The 11,760-nt window shown below is 50.1% G+C and carries 15 protein-coding genes; 14 read left to right on the forward strand and 1 reads right to left on the reverse strand.

Going from position 1 to position 11,760, the window contains the following annotated elements:
* The 14 genes from A4G20_05600 to A4G20_05665 all read left to right on the forward strand — a co-directional run bounded on the left by A4G20_05600 (position 1) and on the right by A4G20_05665 (position 11,357).
* A complete protein-coding gene (locus tag A4G20_05600) occupies positions 1–291 on the forward strand; it encodes a hypothetical protein (protein ID QIW15841.1) in 291 nt (96 codons plus the stop codon).
* A gap of 21 nt (positions 292–312) precedes the next feature.
* Positions 313–882, forward strand: a complete 570-nt coding sequence (locus tag A4G20_05605; GenBank protein QIW15842.1) for a hypothetical protein — start codon at positions 313–315, stop codon at positions 880–882.
* Entirely contained in the window at positions 863–2,176 is a 1,314-nt protein-coding gene (locus tag A4G20_05610; GenBank protein ID QIW15843.1) for a terminase, read from the forward strand. The genes A4G20_05605 and A4G20_05610 overlap by 20 nt, the downstream gene beginning before the upstream one ends.
* Before the next feature lie 125 nt (positions 2,177–2,301).
* Positions 2,302–3,747: a hypothetical protein gene (locus tag A4G20_05615; protein ID QIW15844.1), complete on the forward strand. Its 1,446-nt coding sequence runs from the start codon at positions 2,302–2,304 to the stop codon at positions 3,745–3,747.
* Complete coding sequence (locus A4G20_05620; GenBank protein ID QIW15845.1) at positions 3,744–4,997, forward strand: phage head morphogenesis protein; 1,254 nt, start codon at positions 3,744–3,746, stop codon at positions 4,995–4,997. The genes A4G20_05615 and A4G20_05620 overlap by 4 nt, the downstream gene beginning before the upstream one ends.
* Before the next feature lie 120 nt (positions 4,998–5,117).
* Complete coding sequence (locus A4G20_05625) at positions 5,118–5,579, forward strand: phage virion morphogenesis protein (protein QIW15846.1); 462 nt, start codon at positions 5,118–5,120, stop codon at positions 5,577–5,579.
* Between the two features lie 260 nt (positions 5,580–5,839).
* A complete protein-coding gene (locus A4G20_05630; protein QIW15847.1) occupies positions 5,840–6,802 on the forward strand; it encodes a peptidase in 963 nt (320 codons plus the stop codon).
* Between the two features lie 13 nt (positions 6,803–6,815).
* The gene (locus A4G20_05635) at positions 6,816–7,754 is read left to right on the forward strand and encodes an inorganic pyrophosphatase (GenBank protein ID QIW15848.1); all 939 of its coding nucleotides are present in this window, start codon (positions 6,816–6,818) and stop codon (positions 7,752–7,754) included.
* An 89-nt stretch (positions 7,755–7,843) separates the two neighbouring features.
* Positions 7,844–8,128 carry a hypothetical protein gene (locus A4G20_05640; GenBank protein ID QIW15849.1) on the forward strand — a complete coding sequence of 95 codons (285 nt, stop codon included), beginning with the start codon at positions 7,844–7,846 and terminating at the stop codon, positions 8,126–8,128.
* Positions 8,112–8,549 carry a hypothetical protein gene (locus A4G20_05645; GenBank protein ID QIW15850.1) on the forward strand — a complete coding sequence of 146 codons (438 nt, stop codon included), beginning with the start codon at positions 8,112–8,114 and terminating at the stop codon, positions 8,547–8,549. Before A4G20_05640 ends, A4G20_05645 begins: the two co-directional genes overlap by 17 nt.
* Entirely contained in the window at positions 8,549–9,061 is a 513-nt protein-coding gene (locus A4G20_05650; GenBank protein QIW15851.1) for a hypothetical protein, read from the forward strand. Before A4G20_05645 ends, A4G20_05650 begins: the two co-directional genes overlap by 1 nt.
* A 1-nt stretch (position 9,062) precedes the next feature.
* Complete coding sequence (locus A4G20_05655) at positions 9,063–10,460, forward strand: phage tail protein (GenBank protein QIW15852.1); 1,398 nt, start codon at positions 9,063–9,065, stop codon at positions 10,458–10,460.
* Positions 10,460–10,981, forward strand: coding sequence for a phage major tail tube protein (locus A4G20_05660; GenBank protein QIW15853.1), 522 nt, complete (start codon positions 10,460–10,462; stop codon positions 10,979–10,981). Before A4G20_05655 ends, A4G20_05660 begins: the two co-directional genes overlap by 1 nt.
* A gap of 91 nt (positions 10,982–11,072) precedes the next feature.
* The gene (locus A4G20_05665) at positions 11,073–11,357 is read left to right on the forward strand and encodes a hypothetical protein (protein ID QIW15854.1); all 285 of its coding nucleotides are present in this window, start codon (positions 11,073–11,075) and stop codon (positions 11,355–11,357) included.
* Positions 11,358–11,471: 114 nt separating this feature from the next.
* Here A4G20_05665 and A4G20_05670 read toward each other — a convergent pair whose 3' ends face one another.
* Complete coding sequence (locus tag A4G20_05670; GenBank protein QIW15855.1) at positions 11,472–11,756, reverse strand: hypothetical protein; 285 nt, start codon at positions 11,754–11,756, stop codon at positions 11,472–11,474.
* Positions 11,757–11,760 lie beyond the last annotated feature (4 nt).

The raw sequence follows: 11,760 nt of genomic DNA on the forward strand, positions 1-11,760 counted from the left end.
ATGAAATCTATTTTTACCCAAGACCAACGCCTAGTGATTTTACGCTCCCTCTTGGACGCAGGCTATGATGCCAATGAATCCATTTTAGACGACTGCTTGGAACTCTACGGCCATAAAATCAGCCGTGACCTCGTCCGCAATCACCTTAACTGGCTGGAAGAACAAGGCCTAGTGCAGATTGAGCGGCTCAACGGGGGCTTTATGGTGGCCAAGATTACCCAGCGAGGGGTGGATGTGGCCAAGGGTGAGGCTTTTGTTGAAGGGGTAAAACGCCCAAGTCCTCGGTTTTAAAGGTCATTTAAAGGAGCTTTTATGACGGATAAAAACACCCGAGGGCGGGCCAGCAAGGTGGATTTACTGCCACCCAACATCAAAACCCAACTGGCCATGATGTTGCGGGACAAGCAATTCTCTCAGGCCCAAATTTTGGAGGAAATCAACGATTTAATCCGAGATTGTGGCCTGCCTGAGAAGATGCTTTTAAGCAAAACAGGCCTTAATCGCTATGCCTCCCGCATGGAGCAAATCGGGGCCAAAATCCGCCAAGCCCGTGAGGTGGCCGAGGTCTGGACAAAACAGTTTGGCGAAATGCCCCAGACCGATATTGGTAAGACCGCCCTGGAGCTGGTTAAGTACCTGTCCTTTGAAATGTCCTCCCGCTTTGCTGAAGACGGTATGGCCGAGCCCAAGGAGTTGGCCATGTTGGCTACCACCATTCAACGCCTGGAGCAGGCGGCCAGTTTAAGCTATGAACGAGAACGCAAGATTCGTAAAGAAGTGGTGGAGCAAGCCGCTAAAGCCGTAGAAGAAGCCGGTAAGCAGACCGGGGCCAGTATGGACGATGTGGCCAAAATGGTAAGGGCTGTCTATGGCATCGAATAAAACCGTCCTTTACGACTATCAGAAAAAATGGCTGGCCGATAAAAGCCGCTTTAAGGTGGCCATGTTTGCCCGCCAAACCGGCAAAACCTTCACCACTACACTGGAAATTGTGCTGGACTGCCTAGAGGCAGAAGCCCGGGGCGATAAGGCCCGCTGGGTCATTTTAAGCCGTGGGGAACGCCAGGCCAAGGAAGCCATGAACGAGGGGGTAAAACGCCACTTAGAGGCCATGGGCATAGCCTGCGAAGTGCTAGAAGTCCCCTTTGACCCGACAGTCAATGCCTTAGAGGTGGTTTTCCCCAATGGCTCCAAAATCACTGCCCTGCCTGCCAACCCTGACACCGCCCGGGGCTTCTCTGCCAATGTCTTTTTAGATGAATTTGCCTTCCATCAAGATAGCCGGGAAATCTGGAAGGCCCTCTTCCCGGTGATTTCGGCTGGCTGGAAGTTGCGGGTGGTATCCACCCCCAACGGCAAGGGCAATAAGTTTTACGAGTTGATGACTGACCTGACCAATCAGGAATGGTCACGCCATTCTGTCGATATTTACCAAGCCGTTAAAGACGGATTACCCCGTAATATCGACCAGCTCCGCAAGGGGCTGAATGATGACGATGCCTGGGCTCAAGAATTTGAACTCCAGTGGCTAGATGAGGCGAGTTCATGGCTCTCTTATGACCTGATTGACGGGGTAGAACACCCACAGGCCGGCAAGCCTGAACATTATACTGGCAATCCCTGCTTTGTGGGTATGGACATTGCGGTTCGGGGCGACTTAACCGTCATTTGGGTGCTGGAGCTGGTGGGCGATGTCTATTGGACCCGGGAAATCATCACCCTTAAACGAGTGGCTCTGCGGGAACAGCTAGAGGAATTGGGGCGAGTGATGCGGGAATACAATGTGATTGCCTGCCACCTCGACCAAACTGGCATGGGCGAAAAAATGGTAGAGGATGCCCAATACCAACATGGGGCCAGCCGGGTCCAGGGCGTACTCTTTAATGTGGCCTCCAAACTCAATATGGCCACCCTGGGAAAAAATGCTTTTGAAGACCGCAAAATTCGCATTCCCCAGGGCGACAATGCCTTGCGGGAAGACTTGCATAAACTCAAGAAAATCACAGGTTCAACTGGCCAGCCAAGGTTTATAGCTGAGAGCGACAGCCGGGGCCATGCGGATAGGACTTGGGCTTGCTTCTTGGCGCTTAATGCAGCCAGTAATGCCATTTTGCAACCAGTTAAAGCCCATAGCCGCAGGCCAAGAGCAAGTTTGAAATTAACAGAGGGATATTAAATGGACATCGCAGTTGTCATGAGAGGTTTAGCCTGCATTATCTTGATTATTTGTAGTGCAGTGCTTTTGTTTAAGGGTAACGCCTATTGGGGCTGGTTTCTCTTTGTGGCTTGTTTGGTGAAGGTATGATGAAAAAACAAGACTTGGTTAATGTGATTGCCTCCCGTGCCCGTGCCATTGACTACTGGGCAACAGGGCATTATTTGCCCAACCCTGACCCGGTACTCAAAAAAATGGGCCGGGATATTTCAGCCTATCGGGAGGTGCTGGCTGATAGTTTTGTCGCTGGCTGTGTACGCCGCCGTAAGGCAGCGGTGAAAGCCCTTGAATGGCGGCTAACCCCCAGCGGTAATCAGGCCTTTGATGAGGCTTTGGAGGCAGTATTTACTGGCCTGCCCCTATCAAACATTATGGGGCAAATCTTAGATGCCAGCCTCTTTGGTTATCAGGCTCTAGAAGTCTGTTGGCGGCACCTTAACAACCAATGGCTGCCGCAAACCATTGAGGGCAGACCACAGGAATGGTTTGTTTTTGATGAAGATAACCAATTACGGCTACGCACCAGAGATGCTTATCTCGAAGGGCAAGCCTTGCCGCCTTACCGTATGTTGCTGGCCACCCAAAATGCCAGCTACACCAACCCCTACGGCCAGGGCGACCTATCCCTATGCTTTTGGGCCTCCACCTTTAAAAAGGGTGGCTTTAAATTTTGGCTGGAATTTACCGAAAAATACGGCAGCCCTTGGCTGGTAGGTAAACACCCAAGACAGGCCACTTATAATGAAACTGAAGAGCTGCTCGACAGCATGGAAAAAATGTTGGGCACAGCTGTGGCCGCTATCCCTGATGACAGCTCCATCGGCCTGATTGAGGGGGCAGATAAAAGTGGCTCCTCTGAGGCCTTTGATAGTTTTATCAAGTACTGTAAGTCTGAAATCGCCATTGCCATTTTAGGCCAAAACCAAACTACCGAGGCCGAAGCCAACCGAGCCTCTGCCACCGCTGGGCTGGATGTGCTAGAGGCCATTCGGGCAGATGATGCCACCTTGGTTGAAGGGGTCTTTAACCAGCTGATTGACTGGATTATTGAGATTAACGATAAACAGGGCATCACACCTCCCCGCTTTGAACTCTATGAGCAAGAAGCCCTAGACCTCCAGCAGGCGGAACGGGATGTCAAACTGGCTGGGCTGGGCGTGCAGTTTAGTGAGCAATATCTCAAGCGGATCTACAACTTTGAAGAGGGGGATATCAGCCTACAAGCGGGGCAAAAATCTGAAAAATCTGCAAAAGTAGTTGAACTTCACGAACACGATAAGCCCCAGCTCATTGCCGAACGGATTTTAGAACAGCTGGAAGTTGAGGGTGAGGACTTGGTCGATAACTGGCTTCAGGCCGTCAAAGACAAGCTCTCACAGGCCGAGAGCTTGGAGGACTTTCGCAACCAGCTGGATAGCCTGATTCCTGAATTGAGTTTTGCGGAGTATGGGGAGTTGTTGGCACTCGGTTCAACCGTGGCTGAATTGGCCGGTCGCCAGTCTGTTGTTGAAGAAACCAGGGCTAAACCATGAAATTTACCTTTGAAGAACAGGCCAAATACTTTGAGAAAAAGCTCAATCTCAAAACCAACAGCTACTTAGATGTTTTGGGGCAAGAGCATGATTATTTCTTTATGGTGGCAGGGGCCAACCGCAATGAGGTCTTATTGGCCTTTCGTGAAGCGGTGGATGCCGCCATTCACAAGGGCGAAACCTTAGAGGCCTTTCGTAAACGTTTTGACGAGATTGTGGATAAGACTGGCTGGCAATATCAGGGCGGCCGCAACTGGCGAACCCGTATTATCTACGACACCAACGTTTATGGCGCCTACAACCGTGGCCGGCTGACCCAGCATTTGGAACTGGCTGAGGATATGCCCTATTGGGAATATCAGCACAATGATAACGCCCACCCCCGCCCACTGCACCAAAGCTGGGACGGCCTCGTCTTACGTTATGATGATCTGTGGTGGAAATACCACTACCCCATCAAGGCCTATGGCTGTCACTGCACGGTAGTTGCCCATGATGAAGCGGACTTAACCTACTTTGATAAAAAGATTGGCACAGCCCCCGAAATCGAAATGGAGCAGAAAACTGTGGGTGTGCGGAGTGGCAACCCCCGCACCGTGACCCTTGCCAAGGGCACAGATGTAGGTTTTGAGCCGCATAATTTTGACAACCTTAAGCAAAGCCGAAATGTCAGCCTAGATCAGGTTCTCTTTAACAAGGCCATTCAGGCTGAACCGAGACTCGCCAGCCTCTTAATTGATGATGTGCTACAAAGGCCGCAAGCGGTGGCCATGTTAAATGCAGCCATGAAGGATATGGTGGACAAGGTTGCTAGTGAAAAAGTCGCCCGAGGGGCCATGAAAAACGTGGGTATTGTGCCAGCTCAAGTGATTGATAAACTTACCAGCCTTAATAAAGCCCCACAGTCAGCGGTAATCGCCGTGCGTGATGAAGATGTTTTACACGCCTTGCGAGATAGCAAGCAAGCTAAGGGCATTAACCTACCGCTTGAGTTTTGGGAAAAGTTACCAGAAAAACTGCGAAATCCAAGGGCGATTTTGTTAGAGCAAGATCAGAAATTACCGACGTTGGTTTTTGTGTACGAAACTGAGCAAGGCAAGGTGGCCATAAAAATGGATTATGAAGTCAAAATCAAAGATCAATTAAGCAAGAAAAAGCTGGCACATAAGGTCAATTTGGTTCGGACTGCAAGTGTATTTACGGATAAAACTGGAATGCACAAATATGAAGTGTTATGGGGTGAGTTGTAACGGTGGTTTGCCTGATTCGAACAGGATAATGAGCCGAAGCACAACCTTTCCAGTAGGAAACCCCCACCGTTCTAAACACTATACTCCCAACTTATTTTTTAATCAATAGGGCAAATCAAGATGATTAAAATTACCCTCAACGACACCCAAGCGGTATCCTCCCTGCAACAAATTGCAAGGCAACTGGAAAGCCCTCGCAGGCTCTATGGTATCTTGGGCGAAAGCCTCAAGAAGATCCACAACCAACGCTTTAAGCAAGAAATCGACCCCGAGGGCAATCGCTGGCAGGCCCTTTCAGACCGTACCCTAGCCCTTAAACGCAAGCGGGGCAAGTCGCTTAAGATTTTGCGACAGGACGGCAACCTAGCCGACCGAACTGCCTACAATATCAAGGCCGATGGGGTGGAGTTTGGTTCCAGCCAGCCCTATGCTGCCCTTCACCATTTTGGTGGGCGAGCAGGCCGGAGGCGGAAGGTCACTATACCTGCCCGACCATGGTTGGGAGTGGGTAGGCGTGATGAAGATTACCTCTTGGAAAAAGCCCGTCATCACTTACGCCAAACCTTACGAAATATTCGCTAAGGGAGAGAAATTCCAAACAAGCCTTAAAACGCCCGCTGTGGCGTTTTATCTTCTAAGCCTAGTATTTTATCGAGCCGAAAAATTTAAACGCACTTAAACGCATTTAAACGGCTCTTAAACGATGTTCTAGTTTTAGATTAAGCCCATTTCGGCCAGCCTTGCAAATTTTCCCCTTTTTTGAGCCGCTTGTTTTCTTTAAACCAGTTTAAAAGTCAAAAACCTGCCCAAGGGTTATTCTTGCCTCATTCAAGGAGAAGCCCATGAACCTTATCGAAATTTTTAAAGCAGGCAAACGGCCTGATGCCAATGGCCTAGAGGTCAATATTACCCCGGCCATGTTGCAAGAGGCGGTTGCCGCTTATAGCCCTCAATACCACGAGGCCCCGCTGGTGGTCGGCCACCCTAAATCTAATCTGCCGGCCTATGGCTGGGTCAAGAACCTGATTTTGGACGGTGATCTACTCAAGGCCGAACCCCAGCAAATCGACCCTGCTTTTGCAGAAATGGTGGCCAGCGGCCGCTTTAAGAAGATTTCCGCCTCCTTCTATCTGCCTGACAGCCCTAATAACCCTAAAAAGGGCGTGCTCTACTTGAGACACGTGGGCTTTTTAGGGGCTATGCCGCCAGCCGTCAAAGGCCTAAAAGACCCGGTCTTTAACGAGGCAGACCAAGAAGGCATTGTGAAATTTGAGGAACCCTTTTATCAACCCACCCCAGAGGACAATCCCATGGATAAAGACAAAATTGCCGAACTAGAAGCCAAACTGGCTGAAGCGGAAAAAGCCAAGACGGAGGCGGAACAAGCCAAAGTAAGTGCTGAAAATGAAGCGGCTCAACTGAAAGCTGAAAAACAGGCCGCAGAAGAAGCCAAGGCAGAGGCAGAAAATACCTCTTTTGCCGAGAGCCTTATTCAAGGTGGCAAACTCTTGCCCAAAGACCGTGAGGCGGTATTGAGCCTGCTTAATGCCAAACCAGGCACGGCTGACTTTTCCGAAAGCAACTTTAAAGCCGATTTAAAGGCCTTTTTAAACAGCCTGCCTAAGCACTATGACTTTACCGAGCCTGTGGCCACCAAAGACAAGGTGGCTGAAGGGCAAGACCAAACCATCGCTTATGCTGAAGGCACCAATCCTGCAAGTATCGAGGCCGACCAGAAAATCCGTGCCTATATGCAAGAACACAAGGTGAGCTACACCGCTGCCTTTAACGCCATTTACCAATAGAAGAGGAAACCGTATGACAACCGCATCTCAAGAACGCCTAGCCAAGCTGCGTATCCAAGACCCTGTTTTAACCGAGCTGGCTCAGGGTTATGACAACAATGAATTAGTGGGTGAAACCCTAATGCCTGTGGTAGAAATGACTAAGATGGAGGGCAAAATCCCGAAATTTGGTCGCCTAGCCTTCCGCCTAACCACCACAGCCCGTGCCTTACGCACTGCGTCTAACCGTCTTACACCTGATGATGTGGGATCAATCGATGTGAACTTAGAAGAACACGACATCGAATACCCAATTGACTACTTGGAAGATCCTGAAGCCAGCTTCCCGCTCAAACAGCATGCCCAACGTACCACGCAAGACATTATTGCCTTGGGCCGTGAAAAGGAAATTGCTGATTTGGCCTTAAATGAGGCTAGCTATGACAGCAGCAATAAAATCACTCTCAGTGGTACATCTCAATTTACCGACAGCAAGAATTCTGACCCTTTTGCAATCATTGAAGCAGGGAAAACAGCCGTCAAGCGTTCTATCGGCCACGCCGTCAATGTCTGTGTTATTTCAGGCGATGTATGGTCGGTGATTAAAGCCCACCCTTTAGTCATTGAAAAAATCAAGTATTCCCAAAAGGCTATTGTGACTCCTGAGCTTTTTGCCGAACTGATTGATGTGAAGACCGTTAAAATTGGTGAAGCAGTTTATGAAGACCAGGGGGCGCTGAAAGACATTTGGTCAGGGGCGATTGTTTTAGCTTATGTACCAGAAAAGGCCAAAGACCAGAAACATAACCTCTACAAACCGTCCTTTGGCTACACGCCTCGCCGTAAGAGCGGCCTCTTTGTGGATACCTATGTAGAAAGTGGAGGCAAGATTGAATTAGTCCGTACCACCGACATTTACAAGCCCCATCTTTTAGGTGCTTCCGCAGGCTACTTGGTTAAGGGCTGTATTTAACCCTCTCTCCTGCCTAAAATCCCCTCCCTCGCCTGCGGGGAGGGCTAGGGTGGGGGGAGAAAATTCAAACATCAACAAGAGGAAAAACCATGAGCAAGATCATCGCCACCGTCAAAAACTGCCCTCTTTTGCATAACGGCAAGCGTTATGAAATTGGCAGCCAAATTGAGCTGACCGAAGCTGAGGCAGCCGAACTGGCTATTTACCTTGAGCAGGTACAAACCCTGGACATCAATCCACCTGCTTCGCCTGAAGAGGCTCAAGCACCTGAAGAGGCTCAAGCACTTGAGGAGGCTCAAACACCTGAGGAGCCTAAAGCCCCAAAGGCCGAGCCAATAAGGCCAAAGAGGCTGCCTAATGTATATCACGATTAACGAGCTGCTAATGGCCTTTAGCCGCAAGATTATGGTGCAACTCAGCAATGACGACCCGACCGCTCAAGAGCCTGATCTAGGGGTACTGGAAACCGCCCTTAAGGTGGCCAATGAGCGGATAGACGCAGCCCTGCGTTCCCGCTATGCCTTGCCGCTTAAAGACGTACCCACGCTCCTTAATCAACATGCCCTGACCTTGGCCCGCTACTGGCTCTACAGTCGCCGGCCTGAAACCAAAATGCCGGACACCGTGAAAGATACCTACAGCCAGGCCATCAAGGAGTTAGAGCAAATCGCCCAGGGCAAGTTGCACCTAGGTGTGGCCCTGCTCACAGAGGAGGGTGCAAAGGGTGACTTGCTCACAGACCAGAGCGAATTTGCGGTCAGGGCTGGCAAGCGACTTAACACCGAGGGTTACTGATGTCTGCCACCCAACCCATTTTAAGCGCCCTAGAACAGCACTTAAAAGCCGCCTTGCCTGAGTGGGAGGTGGAGCTCTTCCCCAATGACCCTGCGACCTATCATTTGTCGCACATCAACGGAGCAGTGCTGATTAGCTACCTGGCCAGCAAGTTTGATAAGCCCCGGCCAACAGCCAGGGTGACCCAAACCCGCCACCTGCAACTGGCCCTGACGGTCATCACTCGTGACCTGCATAGTGATGAAGGGGCCTTGGCTTTGCTTGACCAGCTCCGCCTGCTGGTGGTCGGCTTTAGGCCTCCTGATTGCGGGGAGTGCTATTTAGTCGATGAGTTTTTTGACGGCAAGAGCGAGGAAAGCGGGGTCTGGCAGTATCAGTTGATTTTGCAGACTGAGACCATCCAAGTCCAGCAGCTACAAGCGGTTGAAAACCAGCCAAAATTTGCAAATTTAATTGCAAGAACCTCTTACCAGCCCTTAAACCCAGGGCTTAAACCTAAACAAGGAGCATAATATGACAGCAGCCTTTCACCACGGCTCTGAAACCCTGCGTATCAACGGGGGCAGTGTACCCATTACCCAAACCGATGGCGCCATTATTGGCTTAATTGGTACAGCCCCGACTGGGCCAGTCAATACCCTAACCCTCTGCCAAACCAGCAAGCACTTTGCCCAGTTTGGTCAGGTCTTGGATAAGGGTTACACTATTTGCGATGCACTTAACATCATCAACCGTTACCAGGCCGGCACGGTCTATGTGGTCAATGTGTTAGATCCCGCCCGCCACCGTACCACCATTACCGGCGAAACCCTGGTGCAGGATAAGGATAACCTCACCGCCCAAACCGCCCACGCAGGCCTGATTTCCCTTAGCCTACAATCAGGCTCCAGCGACTTAAGCGAGGGGCGGGATTACAGTGTTGATCTGCTCACGGGTCAAATTCGTTTTACCGAGCTTAAGGCCGATTTAAGTGCCACCTACACCTATGCCGACCCAGCTAAGGTAACGGATGAGGATATTCGGGGCGCACTTAATACCAACACAGGCCAGCGGACAGGCTTTGAGCTCATGCGTATGGGCTTTAATGAGTTTGGGGCAGACGCCAAAATCCTGATCTGCCCTGAATTTGACAAAAGTGCTGGCATGATGGCCTCTTTGGCCACCCTTGCCGACCAGCTTAACGCCATTGCCTATGTGAATGCCCCTAAAGCTACCACCCTGGCCCAAGCCTTGGCAGGGCGTAGCTCTACAGGGACGATTAACTTCTACACCAGCTCCGACCGCCTTCAGCTCTTCTTCCCACATGTGGTGGGTGAACGTGGTGGGCTGGAAAGCCTGGCTACCCATGCTGCTGGCCTGCGGATGAAAACCGATGTGGAGCAGGGCTACTGGTTCTCGATTTCCAACCGTGAACTCAAGGGTGTGCAGGGTGTGGAAGTCAAATTGACGGCCCGAGTCAATGATGTCCAAAGCGAAACCAACCAGCTCAATAGCCGAGGCATTACCACGGTTTTCAACAGCTACGGTACGGGCTATCGCTTATGGGGTAACCGCCTAGCCTGCTATCCAACCGTGACCCATATCAGTAACTTTGAGGTGGTGCAACGCACGGCGGACTTAATTGATGAGTCTATCGCCCAGGCTGAATTGCAGTATATCGACCGCCCGATTGATGATGCTCTCTTGGACAGCCTCTTAGGCACGGTTGAAACCTATATGGGTACGCTTAAGTCCATTGTGGGCTATACCGTCAGCCTTGACCCTGATGCGGATTTGGTTGATGCCTTTAGCCAGGGCAAGGTGCCAATTCAGTATGAGTTCACGCCGAAAATCCCAGCGGAACGTATCACCAATACATCAGTGGTGACCCGTAAATACCTGGTCAATCTAACCAACCGAGGAGGTAACTAATGAGCGGCATGGTCATTAACCAAATTGACAACGCCAATGTCTATATCAATGGCAACAGCTTCTTGGGCAAGGCCAAGTCGGTCAAGCTGCCTGAATTTGATGTAGAGATGGTCGAGCATAAAAACCTAGGTCTGGTCGGTACCATTAAGTTGCCTACAGGCGTAAATGCCCTGGAGGGAGAAATTGTTTGGGATGGTTTCTATCCTGAAGTGGCTGCGCTTGCCAATAACCCTTACAAGGCTGCCCAGCTGATGGTGCGGGCTGATGTCAGTGTTTACAACGCCGCAGGCCGGGCGGCAGAAGTGCCTTTGGTCATGTTGCTTAACTGCAACTTCAACAAGGTGCCTTTGGGTGAATACAAGCCCAAGGAGGCGGCTGAGTTCTCCATGACCTATCAAGCCACCATGATTAAGCAGTCCATTGATGGCAAAGAGGTGCTCTATTTTGATGCCTTTACCAACAAATGGCGGGTGGCAGGCCAAGATGTTTTGGAAACCTACCGTAAAAATGTAGGGCAATAGCATTCTTAAAACCAGTTTAAAAGCGGTTTAAAGCCCCTTTAAGTAAACTCCTCTGTGATGATTAACCACAACTTGCAGAGGAGTTTTTATTATGTCAAAACCTGTAGAACCAACATCAAACTTAATTAACCTATCCAGCCCACTAAATCTGGCCGATGGTACAAGCCTAGATGCCTTAAAGGTGCGAGAGCCAACAGTGAAGGATTTTCGTGTTTCTTCTCAACAAAGCCACAATCAGGAAGAGCGTGAGGTAATTGTGGTTGCCCGTTGTTGCGGACTGACCATTGAAGACTTAGATAGCTTGAAATGGAAGGACTACAAGAAGGTGCAACGATTTCTTTTCGGGGAAGATGATAGCGAAGGACACGCTGAATAATATCTTGGCGGATTTGGTCTGGTGGTTTGGATTTTCTTTGGAAGATTTAGACGGACTGACCTTACAAGATATTGACGGCTGGCTTATTCAGGCCAACCGTCAGCAAAAGGCGGGTTATGCACGCTTGTAGTGCTTGCGGAGGGTCATAAGGCCTTCCGTAATAGCACCTAGAATAAAACCTACTGCGGTCAGGATATAGGAAAGCCCCATGCCTAAGAGGCCCCACACTAAGATGGTAAAAAGCGTGGCTGCTGCAAGGCCTAAGATAAAGCCAAACGTTCCCATATCGGAATGTAGGTAGGTAAGCGCAGGAACATATAGGGACACGATAATCCATGCCGTAAAGCCAACCATGCCTACTGCCCAAATAGCTTTGGTAATGTCTTGAGTTGTTTTCATATTT

The sequence above is a fragment of the Pasteurellaceae bacterium RH1A genome, from assembly GCA_012221805.1.
Lineage (GTDB): Bacteria > Pseudomonadota > Gammaproteobacteria > Enterobacterales > Pasteurellaceae > RH1A.

Bases quoted from the DNA above. Each gene is read 5' to 3' on its own strand.
- A4G20_05600 (QIW15841.1), top strand. From the start codon at position 1: ATGAAATCTATTTTTACCCAAGACCAACGCCTAGTGATTTTACGCTCC.
- A4G20_05605 (QIW15842.1), top strand. From the start codon at position 313: ATGACGGATAAAAACACCCGAGGGCGGGCCAGCAAGGTGGATTTACTG.
- A4G20_05615 (QIW15844.1), top strand. From the start codon at position 2,302: ATGATGAAAAAACAAGACTTGGTTAATGTGATTGCCTCCCGTGCCCGT.
- A4G20_05620 (QIW15845.1), top strand. From the start codon at position 3,744: ATGAAATTTACCTTTGAAGAACAGGCCAAATACTTTGAGAAAAAGCTC.
- A4G20_05625 (QIW15846.1), top strand. From the start codon at position 5,118: ATGATTAAAATTACCCTCAACGACACCCAAGCGGTATCCTCCCTGCAA.
- A4G20_05630 (QIW15847.1), top strand. From the start codon at position 5,840: ATGAACCTTATCGAAATTTTTAAAGCAGGCAAACGGCCTGATGCCAAT.
- A4G20_05635 (QIW15848.1), top strand. From the start codon at position 6,816: ATGACAACCGCATCTCAAGAACGCCTAGCCAAGCTGCGTATCCAAGAC.
- A4G20_05640 (QIW15849.1), top strand. From the start codon at position 7,844: ATGAGCAAGATCATCGCCACCGTCAAAAACTGCCCTCTTTTGCATAAC.
- A4G20_05645 (QIW15850.1), top strand. From the start codon at position 8,112: ATGTATATCACGATTAACGAGCTGCTAATGGCCTTTAGCCGCAAGATT.
- A4G20_05650 (QIW15851.1), top strand. From the start codon at position 8,549: ATGTCTGCCACCCAACCCATTTTAAGCGCCCTAGAACAGCACTTAAAA.
- A4G20_05655 (QIW15852.1), top strand. From the start codon at position 9,063: ATGACAGCAGCCTTTCACCACGGCTCTGAAACCCTGCGTATCAACGGG.
- A4G20_05660 (QIW15853.1), top strand. From the start codon at position 10,460: ATGAGCGGCATGGTCATTAACCAAATTGACAACGCCAATGTCTATATC.
- A4G20_05665 (QIW15854.1), top strand. From the start codon at position 11,073: ATGTCAAAACCTGTAGAACCAACATCAAACTTAATTAACCTATCCAGC.
- A4G20_05670 (QIW15855.1), bottom strand. From the start codon at position 11,756: ATGAAAACAACTCAAGACATTACCAAAGCTATTTGGGCAGTAGGCATG.